Origin of the sequence: Blautia sp. CAG:257, from assembly GCF_000433815.1 — a bacterium.
Classification (GTDB): domain Bacteria; phylum Bacillota; class Clostridia; order Lachnospirales; family Lachnospiraceae; genus Blautia_A; species Blautia_A caecimuris.
In genome coordinates this window covers 1-18,963 of the sequence record NZ_HF999113.1, presented here as the reverse complement: position 1 = coordinate 18,963, position 18,963 = coordinate 1, and the positions used below count along the sequence as shown (strand labels likewise).

Genomic DNA, 18,963 nt, shown 5'->3' with positions numbered 1-18,963 from the left:
TTCTTTTTGTATTTTATCATGTATTATTAATATATGCAATGATTGTATTGTATTTTTTAATTATTGATAAAAACCGGATGCCGGTCACAGTTTACTATCCTGCAAGATATTTTGGCATGTATATGGCAAAATACCGAGACATACAGGACAAAATGCCATCAACGAAATTGATCTGGAATACAATTTGGGTCAAGCTACTGCAAAGGTCGTAAACAGTAACAGAAAATGTACAAACGCAAAATCCGCATAATAAAGTCCGTAAAATACTCACATAAAAGCTTCCCCCACCTCATATGTTTTTCATCCACAAAAAAGGATCCCCAACAATTCTGAAGAGGATCCTGTTCATTTTATGAAATTTTTCCGTTTTGAAGCTTTGTAAGAAAAGAAGCAACCGGTCCGGGATTTTCTTTATCCAGTGACCGCGCGTAAATATTCCGTATCCAACCGGTGATCACATCAATAAGAACCGGCGCAAAGGTCATGAGGATAAACACCAGAATGATCATACCAAAGTCCAGAGAACCAAGAGAAAGTAATTTCTGGAAAATAACTGCTGCAGCAAAGAAAATAAACTGCATTCCATAAATAATTACTTTTCTGTAACGGTTCAAAGGCGCATATACGGTTTTCAGAGCTGCCATATAGTTCCATCCGGTTACCAGCACACAGGCTGTATTCAGCATGGCGTTGGAATGATATACATTCTGACATACCAGCATGATGGTAAACACACAGGAGCTTATTGTGATCGCTGCAGGAAACGCATTCAAAAATACATGCCGAAGGAAAGTATGATCGATCTTATCATAGTTATTTTCCTGAGCAAGAAGGAACGTAGGAATACCTACTGCACAGGCGCTGATAAGAGACATCTGTATTGGTTCAAAGGGATATGCATTTCCAAAAAAGATAGTCAAAATAGACAGCATAACGGAAAACATGGTTTTGATCAGGAACATGGACGCTGCAGTACGGATATTGTTTACTACCCGTCGGCCCTGATTTACAATATGGGGCATGGATGCAAAATTAGAATCCAGCAGCACCACATTTGCAATATTCTTGGCCGCATCGCTTCCCTGAGCCATCGCAATACTGCAGTCAGCTTCTTTCAGCGCAAGAACATCATTCACACCGTCCCCGGTCATGGCAACTGTATGGCCCTGGCTTTTAAGCGCCTGAACCATCTGCTTTTTCTGCTGAGGTGTTACACGGCCAAATACGCTGTACTCTGAAACTGCGCGCTGTACATCCTGTTCTGTAAGAAGCGTAGTGGCATCCACATACTGATCTGCATTTTTCAGCCCGGCGCGTCTTGCAATAGCTGCTACGGTTACAGGATCGTCTCCTGAAATCACTTTCAGATCAACCTCCTGGCTGTCAAAAAACTTCAGGGTATCAGGCGCTTCCTCACGGATCACATCTGTCAGAAGCAAAAATGCCACCGGTTCCAGATTTTTTGGAAGCTCCGTGCCTTCGGATTTTTCCGGACTGTGGGCCAGAACAAGTACCCTCAGCCCCTCTTCTGCGTATTTCTGAGCCTGACTGATCATGTCCTGATTATTTTCCGGAAAAAGAAACTGCACGGCTCCCATAAGATAGGTGCCTTTTTCTGCAAACACTGCTCCGCTGTATTTCCGGTCTGAAGAAAACGGTATCACATGCTCGCAGGCCATAACAGGTCTTGCCGGAAAACGTTTCCTGAGAGCATTTGCAGTAGCGTTCTCATCACGCAGTACATGCATAAGGCTGCACATGATCTCTTCGATTTCCTTCAGATCAGCGGCTTTTGGTTCATCTGAAACCAGTTCTGCCTGTTTCCCGCTTTCTGTCTCTGCAATATTTTCTGGTTCTGTTATTTTTTCTGTATTTTCTGGTTCTGCCGCTTCTTCCTGTCCCGTTTTTTCCGTCACAGACGCTTCCTGCCGGGATAACGCTTCCGCCGCAGCTCCTTCTTCCATCTGACTTTCCCCGGACGCCTGATATTCCTTACTTCGGATAAACGGCTCTACACGCTCCACGCACATACTGCCTTCTGTAATGGTTCCGGTTTTATCCAGACAGAGAGTATCTACTCTTGCCAGAGTTTCAATACAGTACAGCTCCTGTACCAAAGTTTTTTTGTTTGCAAGTACAAGCGCTCCCAGGGTCAGAGCCACACTTGTCAGAAGTACAAGCCCCTCCGGGATCATTCCCAGTACGCCTGCAACCATACTTACAATGGAATCTCTGAAGCTGTCGCCCACCATATAATACTGTTTATAAAACAGCATAGCTCCGATAGGCACAATAATAATACTGATCACCTTAAGGATAATATTCAGAGAGTTTCTCAGCTCTGAATTATGACGTTTAAATTCTTTTGCCTCACTGGTGATCTGAGAAGCATAGTTATCTTTTCCTACATGGATGATCTGGCAGGAAGCCTCACCGGAGGTTACAAAGCTTCCTGAAAACAGCTCGTCTCCCGGATTCTTTGGAAGGTTGTCTGCCTCTCCTGTTAAAAGGGATTCGTTTACCTCCAGGCTTCCTTCCAGTATCCTGGCGTCTGCAGGCACCTGATCTCCTGTTTTCAGGCACACAACATCATCCAGAACAAGCTCTTCTGTAGGAACTGTCCATTTCTTTCCTTCTCTCAGAACAATGGACTTTTTAGCTGTGAGAATCGCCAGCTTGTCGATTGTTTTTTTTGCCCGGATCTCCTGTGCGATTCCGATCAGCGTGTTGATAATAATGATACAAACAAAAAACGCATTTTTAAACGAGCCTACCATAAGAACCAGAACAAGCAGTACAAGGTTCAGAAAGTTAAAAAATGTCAGGGTATTTTCTTTTACGATCTGCTTGTAGGTTCTGGTATTGGGATTTTCATCAGCATTTGTCTGTCCTGCTTCAATCCTCTCTTTTACCTGTTCCTCTGTAAGTCCAGTCAAACTTCCACCTCGCAATATCATTTTATAATATAAGCAGAGCAAGGCTGCAACAGCAGCCTCCGGTTCTGTCCCTTATGGAACATTCCGGATTCTGTCTGTCACAGCCTTTTTTCTTAATACTCTTCCTCTGCTTCCTCTTCGCCTTCATGAATATCGGATTTTGGCTTGGAAAGCCCCTCGATCACAATGTGGTTCTTCTGAGCATAATCCCAGAGAGCTGCGTGAATGGCTTCCTCTGCAAGAAGTGAACAGTGAACCTTTACCGGCGGAAGTCCGTCAAGAGCCTCCATAACCGCTTTATTTGTCACCTTCATAGCCTCTTCAATGGTCTTGCCGATCACAAGCTCTGTGGCCATACTGCTGGTTGCCACTGCAGCGCCGCAGCCAAAGGTCTTAAACTTGCAGTCTTTAATGATATGAGTCTCATCATCAATATCAAGAAAGATTCTCATAATATCTCCGCATTTTGCATTTCCCACTGTTCCAACGCCGCTGGCGTCCTCAATCTCTCCTACATTTCTCGGATTCTGAAAATGATCCATAACTTTTTCGCTGTACATAACTTATTTCCTCCTGCTATGTGATAATATCGTATTTTCTCTTTGTTCCTGTCAGCCTTCAGGGTTCAGATTACCTGAATACAGGCCTTTTATTTCTGTTTCTTTACAAAATCCTCATAAAGAGGTGACATATTTCTCAGATTCTGAACAATTTCTTTCAGCTTCTCAACTGTGTAATCCAGATCTTCTTTTGTTGTCTCTTCGCTGAGTGTCAGACGAAGGGAACCGTGGGCGATCTCATGAGGAAGTCCGATAGCCAGAAGCACATGGGACGGATCAAGAGATCCTGATGTACAGGCCGAACCGCTGGAACCGCAGATACCATAGCTGTCAAGCATCAGAAGCAGGGATTCACCCTCAATAAACTGAAAGCTTACATTTACATTGTTGGGAAGTCTCTTTACCGGATCTCCGTTCAGCTTCACGTAAGGAATCTCTGATGTCAGTCTGCTGATCAGATAATCTCTCAGTTCAATTTCCTTTGCTGTACGCTCAGCCATTGTGTTTACTGCCCGCTCTGCGGCAGCGCCGTATCCTACAATTCCCGGAACGTTTTCTGTACCTGCACGGCGTTTGCGCTCCTGGGCTCCTCCGTGTACAAAGGAGCGGATCTTTACGCCCTTGCGGATGTACAGAAATCCGATTCCCTTAGGTCCGTTGATCTTATGAGCGCTGGAGCTGAGCATATCAATATTGCATTCATCTACATCGATCGGAAGCTGTCCAAAGGCCTGAACCGCGTCTGTATGGAAAAGAATTCCATGTTCTCTTGCAATCATTCCGATTTCTTTGACAGGCTGAACGGAACCGATCTCATTATTTGCAAACATAATGGAAATCAGGATCGTTTCCGGGGTAATGGCTTTTTCCAGCTCCTCCAGACAGACGATTCCGTTTTCATCTACATCAAGGTAGGTGATCTTTGCGCCTCTTTTTTCCAGATATTCACATGTATGAAGAATAGCATGATGCTCGATCTTTGTTGTAATTATGTGATTACCTTTTGCTTTGTATGCTTCAAAAGCAGCCTTTAACGCCCAGTTGTCAGATTCGGAACCGCCTGCAGTAAAGTAGATTTCTTCCGGTTTTGCCTTCAGGACTCCTGCAATCTGCTCTCTGGCTTTTGTTACCGCCTCCTTGCTGTGGACTGCGAAATCATATACACTGGATGGATTTCCATAATATTCTGTAAAATATGGCAGCATTGCCTCAACAACTTCAGGAGCTGTCTTTGTTGTAGCTGCATTGTCAAGATAAATCAATTTATTCATAACCTCTGTCCTCCTGTAATAATAAACGATGTTATATTTTCTCTTCCTGTTTTTTTCTGCTCTCTTCTATTAACTGACCAAGCATCAGAGTATCTACTGCCTGGGTAATACTGTCATTGATCCGCTTCCAGACAAGCTTTGCCACACAGATATCCTTTGTCTCACAATTTTCCTCAGGGGATGTGCCCGGACACTGCGCTGCTTCCAGACCGCCTTCCAGAACCCTCAGAATATCGCCAACAGAAATCTCATCTGCCGGCCTTCCCAGACGATAGCCCCCACATGCGCCTCTGGTGCTTTCCACCAGTCCGGCTCGTTTCAGCTTTGCCATTAACTGCTCCAGATAACTGACTGAAATATTCTGTCTTCCGGCAATACTCTGAATGGAAACAGCTTCCTGTTCACTGTATACTCCCAGGTCAATCATAGCTCGAAGCCCGTATATTGCCCTTGTTGACAGCTTCATCTGCTCACCTCTTTTAATTCCCAGTATTTTTGTCGGATTTACTGTAATTACAGTAACAGATACTCTTCGTTCTGTCAAGGTTATTTTTTGCATATATTTACAAAAAGTTATCAGGATATAATTATGTCAAAACAGAATTTTATTAAGGGAACTTTTATCCTGACCTGTACAGGACTTGCCAGCAGGGTCATTGGCTTCTTTTATAGAATATTCCTGTCACATTCTATTGGTGCCCAGGGACTGGGACTGTATCAGCTTATGGTTCCTCTGCAGAACCTTGTACTTGCCCTTACCACCTCCGGCATACAGACTGCTCTGAACCGTCTGATTGCTTCTCAGACTGCCTTAAAGCATCACAGAGAAGCAAAAAATATCTTCTGTACAGGACTTCTTACCGCTTTCTCGCTTTCTGTGGGAGCTTCATGGATTCTGTATACAAATTCTGATTTTTTTGCCGGACAGATCCTGAAGCAGCCCCTGACAGAACCTCTGCTGCAGATTCTTTCCTTCAGTTTTCCTTTAAGCGCCATTCATTCATGTATCAACAGCTATTATTTTGCCAGAAAAAAAGCCGGAATCCCTTCCGGACTGCAGCTTCTGGAACAGCTTGTCCGGGTAGGCTCCTCCTTTCTGATCTGCCGTATCCTGATTTCTCAGAGCAGGCCGGTTACTGCTTCCATTGCCGCAGGAGGCGCCCTTATTTCAGAGCTTTTTGCCGCATCTGCCGGACTTCTGATGATTGCGGCAGAATTTTCCGGAGAACAGTATTCCTTTTTTCAGGCATCCCGTTTTACAGCAAGGCTCGGGGAAATTTGTCATACCTCTTTTCCTCTTACTCTGAACCGGGTGCTTCTGACGCTGCTTGGAAGTATTGAAGTAGTCCTGATACCCCAGAGGCTTCAGCTTTATGGCCTGTCCCCTTCAGATTCTCTCGGCATTTACGGAGTGTTTACAGGAATGGCTCTCCCTCTGATTCTTTTTCCATCCACTGTTACAAATTCCGCCTCTGTTATGCTTATGCCATCTGTGGCAGAAATGCAGGCTCTTGGCTTCCGCAAAAGAATCCGCCATATTACAGGAAAGGCATGTACCGGCTGCATACTTCTCGGAGCCTTTTGCGCAGCAGGATTTTTTCTTTTCGGTCCTTTTCTTGGCAATTTTCTTTTTCACAGTCCCACTGCAGGAGTTTACATCCGCACCATGGCCTTTATCTGTCCTTTTCTGTATATGAATACTGCTCTGGTCAGCATCCTTCACGGTCTGGGAAAAAATGTCCGAAGCCTGCTCCACAATGCCGCCGGGATCCTGGTAAGGATTTCTTTTGTACTTTTTGCTGTCCCTGCAATGGGAATCCGCGGCTACCTGTACGGGATCCTTATAAGCGAAATCCTTTTAAGCTTCCTTCACATTACCGCTCTGTACCGTTGTGAATAACCGTCCCTGTTAATATTCACTCTGTTCACAAACAGTACCCTGTAAACAGTTACTGTTCCCTCCGTTCACGCAGCATCTGAACGGTAACTCCCGCATCAGGTTTTATCCCTTCTGTGAGCTTCTCTATCGACAACAGATGAAGAATCGTATATAATACTGTCGAGGAGGAACAATTATTATGAGCTTTTCATTTATCAAAAAATTACCAACACCGGAGGACATCCGGAATGAATATCCGGTAGACTCTGCTATTCAGACCTTAAAAGAAAAAAGGGACCAGGAAATACGGGACGTATTTACCGGAAAATCCGACAAATTTCTTGCCATTATCGGTCCCTGCTCCGCAGATAATGAAGATGCTGTATGCGATTATCTTCTGCGCCTGCGTAAGGTTCAGGACAAAATTTCAGACAAAGTTCTGATCATCCCGAGAGTTTACACAAACAAGCCGCGTACCACCGGAGAAGGCTATAAAGGAATGGTCCATCAGCCGGATCCGGAAAAGAAACCCAATATGCTAGCCGGACTGGTGGCTATCCGAAAAATGCATATCCGCGCCATTCAGGAAAGCGGTTTTACCTGCGCAGACGAAATGCTTTATCCGGAAAATTACCGTTATCTTTCCGACCTGCTTTCCTACGTTGCAGTAGGCGCCCGCTCTGTTGAGGATCAGCAGCACCGCCTGACCGTCAGCGGCATGGACGTTCCTGCAGGGATGAAAAATCCTACCAGCGGTGATTTCAGTGTAATGCTCAATTCCGTTACTGCCGCTCAGGGCTCCCACCGTTTCATTTACAGAAGCTGGGAAGTAGAAACCACAGGAAATCCTCTTGCACACACTATTTTAAGAGGCGCGGTAAACAAACATGGAGAGGCAATTCCCAATTACCATTACGAGGATCTTCGGCTTCTCTGGGAAAAATATCAGGAAAAGAACCTGCAGAACCCTGCAGTGATCATTGATACCAACCACTCCAACTCCAATAAACAGTATGAGCAGCAGATTCGTATTGCCAAAGAAGTCCTTCACAGCCGTCTTGTAGATCCTGAGTTAAAAACGCTGGTAAAAGGACTGATGATCGAAAGCTATATTGAATCCGGAAATCAGAAGATCGGAGGAGATCATATTTACGGAAAATCCATTACAGATCCCTGTCTTGGATGGGAAGATACAGAGAAGCTTCTGTATACGATCGCAGAAATGTGCTGATTAACTCCTGATATGTTTTATATCTTTTAAATGTCCGAACAACCTTACTTTACAGGCTTATTCGGGCATTTTTCTTTTGAACAAAAAATCAAACTATTTGCCGAAAAACAGATATTCTGTTTTCTGGCAAAACAATCTGACTGGAGGTACTGAAAATGACAGATATTTACTATATCGAAGATGATGAAAATATTGCATGCTCTGTAAAAGAATATCTTGAACAGCATAACTGCAAAATAATTACTTTTTCTACAGTAGCTCTTGCAAAATCAGCAATGCTGCAATCTCTCCCTGATATTGTTCTGCTGGATTGGAATATGCCTGACGGACAGGGAAGTGAGCTTTGCAGATGGATCCGGAGTCACTGGGAGCATCTCCCGGTTATTTTCCTGACAGTCCGCAGCGATTCTCATGATATTGTAGCTGGTTTAGGTTATGGAGCAGATGATTATGTGGTAAAACCATTTGAATTGAATGTGCTATATTCTCGCATTCTTGCTTTGCTTCGGCGAACAGGGCAAACTAACAATTCACGTCTGTCCTGTGATAACCTTTTGTTAGACAAAGAAAAAATGACTGTTTTCTGCAATCAGAGGGAAGTTATATTAAGCCAGCCAGAATATCAGTTACTTTTGCTTTTAATGGAAAATAAAGGGAAAACCTTAACCAGAGGCCAATTACTTGAATTCATATGGGACAGTAATGGGATTTATGTAAATGACAACACACTGACAGTTACAATGAAACGTCTTCGTGAAAAATTGAATAATCCTGGCTGTCTGAAAACTGTCCGCAGCTTTGGTTATCGTATGGAGGACACTGTATGACAGAAAGAAAAAAACAATTTCTGGCTTTTGGTCTTCCAATTATATTCTGTCTTACAGGAATCATACTTATATCAGTATTTGGATTGAATCTGTATCAGAAATCTGCATTTGAACACCTCTCAAAATTTTGTGAACTTCTTATACAAAATAATCCTGAGGCAGAACAACAGATTCTTTCCTCTGTGAAAGAGTACCTGGTCTCCCCCAGAGAACATTCCAATGAAACTTTCTTTTTAACCCGATATGGATATAAAAGTACTCAGTTTTATAATGGAACAGTCACAAATTTCTTTATCCTTTCCTCAATTATATTTGTAATGATTTCCGGCTGCTTCCTGTTTTCTTTATGGTGGATGAACCGGAGAAAAAAACTGCGGATATCAGAGTTAACAGACTATCTGGAACGGATCAATATCGGGAAAGAAAAAATAGTCATTCATACTAAAGAGGATGAATTTTCCTGTTTACAGGATGAAATATATAAAACAGTAACAGAGCTTATTTATACAAAAGAGGCAGCATTAAAATCAAAAAACAATTTTGCAGATAATCTTGCCAATATTGCTCATCAGCTAAAAACACCTGTTACAGCCGCATCTCTTTCCCTGCAGCTTATTCAAAACGAAATGCCGAATGTACGGACAAAACAAATAAAAAAGCAACTGGAACGATTAAGTGTATTAGAAGAAGCACTGCTTACTTTGTCCAAAATAGATGCCGGCACTTTACCATTTAAATATTCAAAAGTTGATATTTATACCGCTCTTACTCTTGCAGCAGATAATTTAAGTGATTTTCTGCAAAAAGAAGGTATATCTATATCAATTCCAGATAAAGGCTGTGTTGAGATTATCGGCGATATGGAATGGACTATGGAAGCATTTCTGAACCTTCTAAAAAACTGTATAGAACATTCCACTCAAAATGGAACCATATATTGTGATTACTCCACTAATCCTATATATTCAGAGATTTTAATATGGGATGAAGGAGAGGGCTTTTATCCCGATGATATCCCCCATCTTTTTGAACGATTTTATCGCGGAATAAATGCATCTTCTAATGAAATCGGTATTGGTCTTGCATTAGCGAAATCTATCTTTGAATTACAGAACGGAAATATAACTGCCCGCAATCTTCCAGATGGAGGAGCCTGCTTCGAAATCCGTATTTACAGTCACTGAAATGTCATTTTTCTTTGTTATACTAAAAAGCAACAAGGAATTTTCTTCTAACGGAAAGGAGCATCTGGCATGAAAATCTTAAAATGTGAATGTATTGGAAAAATATATGGTTCTGGTGCTAATCAGGTCCGGGCTCTGGATAAAGTTAATTTATCAGTTGAAAAAGGTGAATTTGTTGTAATTATAGGGGCCTCCGGTTCAGGGAAGTCTACGCTCCTGCATATTCTGGGAAGTGTAGAAAAGCCTACTAAGGGGAAAGTTCTCGTAGACGGTATTGATATTTCTTCTATGAGCCGGACACAGGCAGCAATTTTTCGCCGCAGGAAGGTTGGGCTGGTTTATCAGTTCTATAACCTGATTCCAACCCTTACCATCCAGAAAAATATTTTAATGCCTCTTTTACTGGATAAGAAAAAAGTAAATCAGGAATATTTTGAGCAAATAGTAAATTCGTTAGGGATTTCAGACAAACTAGATTTTCTTCCAAGTCAGCTATCAGGCGGGCAGCAGCAGAGAGCTGCAATCGCCAGAGCATTGATTTACCGTCCTGCTCTCCTTTTAGCAGACGAACCCACAGGAAATCTTGATCAAAAAAATTCCAAAGAAATTATTGATATGCTCAAATTATCAAATCGTAATCTCAATCAGACAATTTTGCTGATTACCCATGATGAGAAAATCGCATTGGAAGCAGATCGCATAATAACCTTAGAAGACGGAAAAATCATCAGTGACAGGAGAGGACGGTGTGTATAATGTGGAAAGATTTTTCAGCTGGCTTTATTAAAAAGAATAAAGCCTCCAGCATATCCATTGTTACAGCAGCTTTTATCTCTGCTCTGTTTTTATCACTGATATGCAGCCTGTTTTACAACTTCTGGATTTACGAAATTGAACAGATCACAATAGATGAGGGCAGCTGGCAGGGAAGAATTTCCGGGATAGATGAATCAGATTTATCTATAATAAAAAATTTTTCAAATGTAAAAAAAGCTGAAATCAATAATACGTTATCAACAGAAAAAACTATTGTCGCTGATGTCTGGTTCCAAAATATAAGAACTGTCTATAAAGATATGCCATTGATAACCGAAAAGTTAAATCTTGACAGTACTGCCGCCTCTTATCATGAACTGCTGTTGTCAAGATACATGGTACACAATCCTCAGGATAATAGTCCGCCGCTTTTAATGGCCTTTTTTATTGCCTTATTACTTGTGGTATCTGTTTCTTTAATCCTGATTATACATAACTCTTTTGCAGTTTCTATGTATGCAAGACTCCATCAATTTGGAATATTGTCCAGTATCGGAGCCACGCCAAGGCAGATTTTTACCTGCCTCCTGCAGGAAGCTGCAATGCTCTGTATCCTTCCAATTTTAACGGGCAGTTTGCTTGGAATCGCAGGCAGTGCTTTGACAATAAAAATTATAAATTTTTTTGCACAGGAAATAGCAGGGCGACATAATGCCGTTTTTCAATATCACCCTGTTGTGTTTATGGCAACTATTTTTGTGTCAGTTTTAACTGTATTTATTTCTGCCTGCTTACCTGCAAAAAAATTAATTAAACTGACTCCTCTTCAGGCATTGCAGGGCACAGATGAACTACACTTAAAAAAGAAAAAGCATTCCTGCTTATTATGCAGGATATTTGGAATAGAAGGAGAATTGGCTGCCAATGCACTGAAAGCACAGAGTAAAGCGCTTCGTACTTCTCACCTTTCTCTTACCCTTTCTTTCTTAAGTTTTACTATAATGCTTTGCTTTTTCACTCTAGCAGATATCAGTACAAATTATACTTATTTTGAAAGGTATCAGGATGCCTGGGATATAATGGTAACCCTGAAAAACACTGATATTTCTGAGTTTCGTCAGGGAGAAGAGCTTAGAAATCTGCCAAATGTCAGAAACAGTCTTGTATACCAAAAAGCAATAGCTGAATGTTCCATACCGGAGACAGAAATCAGTGATGAGTTAATACATTTAGGAGGCCCGGAGGCTGTCACAGATAATTCTATAAATACAGAAAAATGCAGCTACTCTGTAAAAGCGCCAATCATCATTATAGATGATAAAAGCTTTGAGGAATATTGCAGACAATTAAATATTGTACCAAGGCTGGACGGAAGTATTGTGCTTAATCGTATTTGGGACAGCTTAAACAGCAATTTTCGCTATAAAAAATATATTCCTTTTATAAAAAATCAGCAAAGAACCATCACCCTGCAAAACATTGAAAATACTGAAATATCAACAGATATTCCGGTTCTTGCTTATACACAGGAGCCTATGACATTAAGAGAAGAATATGAGGATTATACATTAGTTCAATTTATTCCTTTATCACTGTGGAAGCAAATATCAGGAGTAATTGGTCATACTGAACCAGAGACATATATACGAGTACTCGGACCAGAAAAAGTAACGCTTCCCAAACTAAATGAATTACAAAGTGAAATTTTACGGACACTGTCTCAGAAAGATAACATTTTAATCGAAAATCGTATTCAGGAAAAAATATCTGATGCTACAATGAAAAAAGGAATGATTCTGGTGTTAGGCTCGTTATGCGTTTTACTGGCCGCTATTGGCCTTTCCAACATTTTTTCCAACACTCTGGGTTTTTTAAGACAGAGAAAACGAGAATTTACCAGATATGCTTCAATAGGAATGTCTCCAAAAAGTATGAAAAAAATGTTTGCTATTGAAGTATTAGTGATTGCAGGACGCCCTCTTGCCATTACAGTTCCCTTGACCATAATTATAGTCGGTTTTATGATCACTGCAAGCTACTTAAATCCAGTAGAATTTTTGAAAAAGGCACCATTTATTCCTGTTTTAATATTCTTTTTATTCGTGTTCGCGCTTGTTAGTCTGGCTTACTATATAGGCGGAAAGAAACTTCTCAAAAGTGATTTGATTGATATTTTACAAAATGATACTATGATTTAACCTATAAAAAGCCTTATTGTGATTGAAAGCACACCCCGGCATTCAGCTTCTGGGGTGTGCTTTCATATAAACATCTCTCATTTTTACAGTATCCAGCCCCAGATACATCTGAGTGGATGAAATGTCCGAATGACCAAGCATTTCCTGAACACTTTTTATATCTGCTCCATTCTGCAGCATGTGGACTGCAAATGAATGCCGAAGCGTATGAGGAGTAATATCCTTGTGGATTCCGGCATTCTCCGCATATCCCTTAAGCACCTTCCAGAACCCCTGCCTGCTCATGGGCTTTCCGGAGCAGTTTGTAAAAAGAGCTGTTTCTCTTTGATTTTTCACAAAAAAATCTCTTGCCTCATCCATATATCTCTGCAGCATGTCACGGCTGACATTCCCAATGGGAATCACCCGCTCCTTTCCGTTGTCATGGCAGATCACATATCCGAAGCTTAAATTCACATCCTCTGTTTTAAGAGCCAGAAGCTCGCTGACACGCATTCCGGTAGCATAGAGAAGCTCCATCATAGCTTTATCCCTGATTCCCTTGCCTGTATGGGGATTAGGCTGACTGAGAAGCCTGTCTACTTCCTGTACAGTCAGAATTTCCGGCATTTTCTTTTCTATTCTGGGTGCTCTTAAATTCTCAGACGGGTCCTCAGAAACCACGCCTTTTTTTAACAGATAATGAAACAGAGCTCTGATAGATGCAATATTTCTGGATATGGTAGAAGATGCAAAGTCTGCGCTCTGCATTTCACTTACATAAGCCTTCAGATCTGATTCTGTCACTTCGTCCGCATGAGCGATTCCCTGTTTCTCAAAATATACAGCCATTTTTTTCAGATCCCTCTGATAGGAAACCTCTGTGTTTCCAGAAGTATTTTTTTCATTGTGAAGATATTCAATAAAATCATTGATAAGCTTTTCCATTTTTATCTCCGCCGTCCATTCCGCATTTGAATTACTGTTCATTACGCCCAGATCATAAGTAGTGTATCATACATTATACACTGGTTTTTCTTAAAATCAAAGCACTTTTCACTCATCATTATTTCAGTATCGTTATTTCAAAAAAGCTCCAGGCTTTTCATCAGAACCTCCATAACCGGAGGATTGCACCAGGTTTCCAGCAAAATTCCTCCCATACAGACCACTGCGCATAAAAGAACGCGAAACGCATAGGAGGATACCTCTCCGGCAATCAGCCCACGGCTCTTCCAGATTTCCAGAGACTGCCGGTATATCAGCCACATCAGCCAGAAAAAGCAGGGAAAGTATAAGAGGTACTGAGGAAACAAGGCTCCCAGTCCTACAATTCCACCCTGAAGTCCAAACTGAAGAATGGACATAGTAAGAAGAAGCCCTGTGCGAACGCCCATATATAAAATTCCCATCACCGCCAAAGGCGCCCCGAATACAGACACTCCACAAAGGGCTGAAATCAGAAATACACTTCCCCTCATTTTAAGTACCTGCAGAAAATATTCGCCTTTGTCAAGACTGTTGTCTGCAAAGGCTGCCAGCAGATACAGAGAAGCCGCTGTTTTCTGATGCCATTCATACTTCCACATTACGTTTGGAATCACCACTCCTGCCAAAAATCCAAAAAAGAAAAGCCAGTACACAGGAAGGCTTCCCCTTCTGTACAGTTCCAGTCTTTTTTTCATATCCTCACCCTGTACCAGTTTACGGGACTTACGTCCAAAATATGCCTGTGCCTTTCACAGTCTTCCTTCGTACGCAAAAAGCCGTGTGAAATTTCTTTCACACGGCTTATATACTTCATTTAATGAACAATGGTGCATGACCTGTCAGAATTATTTCGCGTAGTCCACTGCTCTGCTCTCACGAATCACATTGACTTTAATCTGACCCGGGTATTCCAGTTCAGCTTCAATCTGCTTCGCAATATCTCTTGCCAGCAGGACCATATCTGCATCTGTTACATGCTCTGGTACTACCATTACGCGAATCTCTCTGCCCGCCTGAATAGCAAAGGACTTGTCTACTCCCTTGAATTCATTGGTGATATCCTCCAGCTGTTTCAGTCTGTTGGTATAGGTTTCCAGTGTTTCTCTTCTTGCGCCCGGCCTTGCCGCGGAAATCGCGTCAGCAGCCTGTACAATACATGCAACAAGAGATTCCGGTTCCACATCACCATGATGGGATGCAACTGTATTAATCACGACAGCAGATTCTTTATACTTCTTACAAAGATCCACTCCAATCTGAATATGAGATCCTTCTACTTCATGGTCAATGGATTTTCCAATGTCATGAAGAAGTCCGGCTCTCTTAGCCATACGGACATCCACGCCGATTTCACCTGCCAGGATTCCGGAAAGCTGTGCAACCTCAATGGAATGTTTCAATGCATTCTGTCCATAACTGGAACGGAATTTCATTCGTCCAAGAAGCTTCAGAAGCTCCGGATGGATTCCATGTACTCCTACGTCCATGGCTGCATTTTCGCCGTCTTCGCGAATCTGCACTTCCACTTCTTTCTGAGCCTTTTCCACCATCTCCTCGATTCTTGCCGGATGAATACGACCGTCAACAATCAGCTTTTCAAGAGCAACTCTTGCAACTTCTCTTCGGATCGGATCAAATGCAGAAAGAACAACAGCCTCAGGAGTATCATCAATAATCAGATCAACACCTGTCAATGTTTCCAGAGTGCGGATATTTCGTCCTTCACGTCCGATGATCCTGCCCTTCATTTCATCGCTTGGAAGCTGTACCACAGAGATCGTTGTCTCTGATACATGATCCACAGCACATTTCTGAATGGCATTTACCACATATTCCTTGGCTTTCTTGCCTGCTTCTTCCTTTGCGCGGTTTTCAAGCTCTTTATAGAGTCTTGCCACATCCACCTTCACATCGTCTTCTACAGTTTTCAGCAACTCGTCTTTTGCCTGTTCGGAGGTCAGACCGGAAATTCTTTCCAGTTCCTGTACTCCCTTCTGTTCAAGCTCTTCTACTTTCTTTTCTCTTTTCTGCAGTTCAGCAGCTTTTGCTGTGCATTCAGTCTCACGCTTTTCTACGATATCCGCCTTTTTATCTACGGATTCTTCCTTGGATAAAACACGTCTCTCGTATTTTTGCAGCTCGTTTCTGCGTTCCTTGGTTTCTTTCTCCAGTTCATTTTTTGTTCGGAGAGATTCTTCCTTCACTTCCAATAAAGCTTCTCTTTTTTTTGTTTCAGCAGTTTTTAAAGCTTCATCTATGATGCTTCTTGCTCTGTCTTCTGCTGTGCCGACAACCTCGGCGTCCTTTTTTGCCTTATTTTCGACAGCAAGCTTGCAAGTAAGAGGAACCGCAATAAGCAGTGCGACCACTACAGCGACAATTACACTTATGATGATAGTTGTCACAGGAGCACCTCCTTATTTAGTTTTCATTGTACAAATACAACAATACAAGTTTATCTGTTTTTGAGAAATCTGTCAAGTTTTTCTACCTATTTGTTGCCATAATTTTTATGAAAACTGATCTCCATTTCCTCCAGAACAGAGGAAATTTCTCCAGGCCGGAACCCCCGTCTTGCCAGATACCCGTACAGACGGCGCATCTCCTTTTCGTCCAGTTCTGTTCCCGGACTGCATCGCTTTTCTATGGTGCGCCTCAGCACCATCCTCTCGTCAGGTTCCTCCAGGCTGCACACCTGCTCCCACGCTTCAGAGGCAGTCTCCCTGTCAATTCCTTTTGTATAAAGCTCCTGAAAGATCTTCTGCCGGCTTTTTTCATGAATACGATATGTAATATAATTCAATGCATATCTGCTGTCATTGATATATCCATAGCTTTTTACATAAGATACTGCGTCCAGAACCGCCTGCTCTGAAAAACCTGCCTGCAAAAGACGGTCGCTGAGTCCTTTCTCTGTCCGGTCCATACGTTCCAGAAGCTTCATGGCCTTTTTTCGCGCCTGTCTCTGTTCTTCCTGAATTTCCATCATCATACTGTCTTATCAGGTCTCGTCAGCTTCTGCCGGGGAAGTGCTTTCTTTGTCTGCGCCTGCTGCTTCCGCCTCTCCCTCTTCTCCCGGAAGAAGATGGTAATGGATCCTTACCTTTTTTTCTATTTCTTCACATATTTCCGGATGTTCCTTAAGAAATACCTTTACATTCTCACGTCCCTGACCGATCTTTTCTCCCTGATAGGAATACCATGCACCACTTTTGTTTACCACTGAGCACTCTGCCGCCAGGTCGAGGATCTCTCCCTCTCTGGAAATTCCGGTTCCGAACATAATGTCAAACTCTGCCTGTTTAAACGGCGGAGCAACCTTATTCTTTACTACTTTTACTTTGGTATGATTTCCCACCATTTCTCCGCTCTGCTTCAGAGTTTCGCCTCTTCTGACATCAAGACGTACCGATGCATAAAACTTCAGAGCACGTCCGCCTGTAGTTGTCTCCGGATTTCCGAACATAACTCCAACCTTCTCGCGAAGCTGATTGATAAAAATAACCACACAGTTGGATCTGCTGATCACAGCAGTCAGCTTACGGAGAGCCTGTGACATCAGACGGGCATGAAGGCCTACATGGCTGTCTCCCATCTCTCCCTCAATCTCTGCCTTAGGAACCAGGGCTGCAACAGAGTCCACGATTACAATATCCAGAGCACCGGAGCGCACCATAGTCTCAGTGATCTCCAGAGCCTGTTCTCCGTTATCCGGCTGAGAAATATAAAGATTGTCGATATCCACACCGATATTTTTTGCGTAAACAGGATCAAGCGCATGCTCCGCGTCAATAAATCCCGCAATTCCACCGCGTTTCTGAACCTCTGCAACCATATGCAGGGCAACGGTTGTTTTACCACTGGATTCCGGTCCATAGATCTCAACAATACGTCCCTTGGGCACGCCGCCTACTCCAAGGGCAATATCAAGCCCCAGAGAGCCGGTAGGAATCGTCTCTACCTGCATATGAGCCCCTGATTCACCCAGTTTCATAACAGAGCCCTTTCCATACTGTTTCTCAATATGTGAAAGCGCGGATTCCAGTGCCTTCTGCTTCTCTTCATTTATCATAATCTCAATTCTCCTTATCGCTGTTCTTTATTGATTTCACAAACTTATGTTCGCTTTTATATGTACATGCTATTATAATTTGCCCTTATTGTCAAGTAAAAGTTTTCGACAAAAAATACAGGTTCCTTTACTTAAAGAACCTGCACCTTTTATTCTCTGCAAATTGCAGCTGCATATGAGTTTTACTTTTCTGTATGTCCGAAGGATAAACTGAACACCTATTTTCTTCCGGCCTTTACGGTTGTAAACCAGAGCATGGCAAGCCCTGCAGCCATCACAAAAATACTGATAAACTGAGATGTGGACAGAATCCATACACTTCCTCTGATAAGATCTCCTCTGAAAAATTCCAGTACAAACCGTCCCGCGCTGTAAAAAATCATATAGCAGGCAGCTACCTGTCCGTCTGCTTTTTTGTTCCGGGCAATCCAGAGCAGAATCCCAAAATGCACGAAATCAAGCACACTGGAATAAATCTGAGTAGGAACCAGAGCCACCCCATTAGGGGCAAAATCAGAATCATGGAAGGTAATGGACGGCCATCCGGAAGTTTCTTTTCCGTAGCAGCAGCCTGCCAGCAGGCAGCCGATTCTTCCAAATCCCTGAGCAAGAGCCACAGACGGGATCATAAGGTCAAAATATTTCAGGAAATTCAGTTTTGTTATCCTGCTGTACAGCCAGCCTGCGATAATTCCTCCTATAATTCCTCCATAAACAACAAATCCGTCTGTCATTGTCCTTAAAATAAAACCCGGATCTGCTACAACCTCTTTCCATTCTGTGATCCAGAACAAAAGCTTGGCGCCCAGAAGTCCTCCCACCAGACACCACAACACCAGAAAAAATATCTGGTCTGTATCTGCACGGTATTTTTTTGCCCGGTATTCTGCTGTCAGCCACGCCGCAAACACACCCACTGCGATCATAAAACCATAGCTGTACACAGTAAAAGGTCCAATGGTAAAAAGCTCATTTTTCATGGGAATCCCTCCAGTCTTTCCATACATTCAGCAACATCCCGTTTACCCTGTCATTACAGGTTCCGTCTTCTTCGGCATCGTATTCTCCGCATACGTCCAT

16 protein-coding genes are annotated in these 18,963 nt (G+C 42.5%); 6 read left to right on the top strand and 10 right to left on the bottom strand.

Going from position 1 to position 18,963, the window contains the following annotated elements:
* Nucleotides 1–350: 350 nt before the first annotated feature.
* The 4 genes from QVP40_RS12585 to QVP40_RS12570 all read right to left on the bottom strand — a co-directional run bounded on the left by QVP40_RS12585 (nt 351) and on the right by QVP40_RS12570 (nt 5,233).
* The gene (locus QVP40_RS12585; protein WP_022068741.1) at nt 351–2,936 is read right to left on the bottom strand and encodes an HAD-IC family P-type ATPase; all 2,586 of its coding nucleotides are present in this window, start codon (nt 2,934–2,936) and stop codon (nt 351–353) included.
* A gap of 113 nt (nt 2,937–3,049) precedes the next feature.
* Entirely contained in the window at nt 3,050–3,496 is a 447-nt protein-coding gene (gene nifU, locus QVP40_RS12580; protein WP_022068740.1) for a Fe-S cluster assembly scaffold protein NifU, read from the bottom strand.
* Between the two features lie 89 nt (nt 3,497–3,585).
* A complete protein-coding gene (gene nifS, locus QVP40_RS12575; protein WP_022068739.1) occupies nt 3,586–4,767 on the bottom strand; it encodes a cysteine desulfurase NifS in 1,182 nt (393 codons plus the stop codon).
* Between the two features lie 31 nt (nt 4,768–4,798).
* The gene (locus tag QVP40_RS12570; protein WP_287573659.1) at nt 4,799–5,233 is read right to left on the bottom strand and encodes an RrF2 family transcriptional regulator; all 435 of its coding nucleotides are present in this window, start codon (nt 5,231–5,233) and stop codon (nt 4,799–4,801) included.
* Nucleotides 5,234–5,356: 123 nt separating this feature from the next.
* Between QVP40_RS12570 and QVP40_RS12565 the strand changes: the two genes are divergently transcribed.
* From QVP40_RS12565 to QVP40_RS12540, 6 genes are all read left to right on the top strand, one after another.
* Nucleotides 5,357–6,667 (top strand): polysaccharide biosynthesis protein, encoded by a 1,311-nt coding sequence (locus QVP40_RS12565; protein WP_022068737.1) that lies wholly within the window; start codon nt 5,357–5,359, stop codon nt 6,665–6,667.
* Between the two features lie 178 nt (nt 6,668–6,845).
* A complete protein-coding gene (locus QVP40_RS12560) occupies nt 6,846–7,877 on the top strand; it encodes a 3-deoxy-7-phosphoheptulonate synthase (RefSeq protein ID WP_022068736.1) in 1,032 nt (343 codons plus the stop codon).
* Between the two features lie 155 nt (nt 7,878–8,032).
* Nucleotides 8,033–8,704 carry a response regulator transcription factor gene (locus QVP40_RS12555; protein WP_022068735.1) on the top strand — a complete coding sequence of 224 codons (672 nt, stop codon included), beginning with the start codon at nt 8,033–8,035 and terminating at the stop codon, nt 8,702–8,704.
* Entirely contained in the window at nt 8,701–9,888 is a 1,188-nt protein-coding gene (locus QVP40_RS12550; RefSeq protein ID WP_022068734.1) for a sensor histidine kinase, read from the top strand. Before QVP40_RS12555 ends, QVP40_RS12550 begins: the two co-directional genes overlap by 4 nt.
* Before the next feature lie 69 nt (nt 9,889–9,957).
* Nucleotides 9,958–10,644 (top strand): ABC transporter ATP-binding protein, encoded by a 687-nt coding sequence (locus QVP40_RS12545; protein ID WP_022068733.1) that lies wholly within the window; start codon nt 9,958–9,960, stop codon nt 10,642–10,644.
* The gene (locus tag QVP40_RS12540; protein WP_288200559.1) at nt 10,644–12,842 is read left to right on the top strand and encodes an ABC transporter permease; all 2,199 of its coding nucleotides are present in this window, start codon (nt 10,644–10,646) and stop codon (nt 12,840–12,842) included. The genes QVP40_RS12545 and QVP40_RS12540 overlap by 1 nt, the downstream gene beginning before the upstream one ends.
* Nucleotides 12,843–12,884: 42 nt before the next feature.
* Here QVP40_RS12540 and xerD read toward each other — a convergent pair whose 3' ends face one another.
* The 6 genes from xerD to QVP40_RS12510 all read right to left on the bottom strand — a co-directional run bounded on the left by xerD (nt 12,885) and on the right by QVP40_RS12510 (nt 18,863).
* Nucleotides 12,885–13,769 carry a site-specific tyrosine recombinase XerD gene (xerD, locus tag QVP40_RS12535; RefSeq protein ID WP_022068731.1) on the bottom strand — a complete coding sequence of 295 codons (885 nt, stop codon included), beginning with the start codon at nt 13,767–13,769 and terminating at the stop codon, nt 12,885–12,887.
* Between the two features lie 137 nt (nt 13,770–13,906).
* On the bottom strand, nt 13,907–14,506 hold the full coding sequence (locus tag QVP40_RS12530; protein WP_022068730.1) for a stage II sporulation protein M: 600 nt from the start codon (nt 14,504–14,506) through the stop codon (nt 13,907–13,909).
* A 150-nt stretch (nt 14,507–14,656) separates the two neighbouring features.
* Nucleotides 14,657–16,180, bottom strand: a complete 1,524-nt coding sequence (rny, locus tag QVP40_RS12525; RefSeq protein WP_390427213.1) for a ribonuclease Y — start codon at nt 16,178–16,180, stop codon at nt 14,657–14,659.
* Between the two features lie 122 nt (nt 16,181–16,302).
* The gene (locus QVP40_RS12520) at nt 16,303–16,803 is read right to left on the bottom strand and encodes a regulatory protein RecX (RefSeq protein ID WP_022068728.1); all 501 of its coding nucleotides are present in this window, start codon (nt 16,801–16,803) and stop codon (nt 16,303–16,305) included.
* Between the two features lie 9 nt (nt 16,804–16,812).
* Nucleotides 16,813–17,883, bottom strand: a complete 1,071-nt coding sequence (gene recA, locus QVP40_RS12515) for a recombinase RecA (RefSeq protein WP_022068727.1) — start codon at nt 17,881–17,883, stop codon at nt 16,813–16,815.
* A gap of 218 nt (nt 17,884–18,101) precedes the next feature.
* Entirely contained in the window at nt 18,102–18,863 is a 762-nt protein-coding gene (locus tag QVP40_RS12510) for a prolipoprotein diacylglyceryl transferase (protein WP_022068726.1), read from the bottom strand.
* Nucleotides 18,864–18,963: the final 100 nt, after the last annotated feature.

What these genes read in the sequence shown, in the direction of transcription:
- nifU (WP_022068740.1), bottom strand. Translation starts at nt 3,496, where the DNA reads ATGTACAGCGAAAAAGTTATGGATCATTTTCAGAATCCGAGAAATGTA.
- nifS (WP_022068739.1), bottom strand. Translation starts at nt 4,767, where the DNA reads ATGAATAAATTGATTTATCTTGACAATGCAGCTACAACAAAGACAGCT.
- QVP40_RS12570 (WP_287573659.1), bottom strand. Translation starts at nt 5,233, where the DNA reads ATGAAGCTGTCAACAAGGGCAATATACGGGCTTCGAGCTATGATTGAC.
- QVP40_RS12565 (WP_022068737.1), top strand. Translation starts at nt 5,357, where the DNA reads ATGTCAAAACAGAATTTTATTAAGGGAACTTTTATCCTGACCTGTACA.
- QVP40_RS12560 (WP_022068736.1), top strand. Translation starts at nt 6,846, where the DNA reads ATGAGCTTTTCATTTATCAAAAAATTACCAACACCGGAGGACATCCGG.
- QVP40_RS12555 (WP_022068735.1), top strand. Translation starts at nt 8,033, where the DNA reads ATGACAGATATTTACTATATCGAAGATGATGAAAATATTGCATGCTCT.
- QVP40_RS12550 (WP_022068734.1), top strand. Translation starts at nt 8,701, where the DNA reads ATGACAGAAAGAAAAAAACAATTTCTGGCTTTTGGTCTTCCAATTATA.
- QVP40_RS12545 (WP_022068733.1), top strand. Translation starts at nt 9,958, where the DNA reads ATGAAAATCTTAAAATGTGAATGTATTGGAAAAATATATGGTTCTGGT.
- QVP40_RS12540 (WP_288200559.1), top strand. Translation starts at nt 10,644, where the DNA reads ATGTGGAAAGATTTTTCAGCTGGCTTTATTAAAAAGAATAAAGCCTCC.
- xerD (WP_022068731.1), bottom strand. Translation starts at nt 13,769, where the DNA reads ATGGAAAAGCTTATCAATGATTTTATTGAATATCTTCACAATGAAAAA.
- QVP40_RS12530 (WP_022068730.1), bottom strand. Translation starts at nt 14,506, where the DNA reads ATGAAAAAAAGACTGGAACTGTACAGAAGGGGAAGCCTTCCTGTGTAC.
- QVP40_RS12520 (WP_022068728.1), bottom strand. Translation starts at nt 16,803, where the DNA reads ATGATGATGGAAATTCAGGAAGAACAGAGACAGGCGCGAAAAAAGGCC.
- recA (WP_022068727.1), bottom strand. Translation starts at nt 17,883, where the DNA reads ATGATAAATGAAGAGAAGCAGAAGGCACTGGAATCCGCGCTTTCACAT.
- QVP40_RS12510 (WP_022068726.1), bottom strand. Translation starts at nt 18,863, where the DNA reads ATGAAAAATGAGCTTTTTACCATTGGACCTTTTACTGTGTACAGCTAT.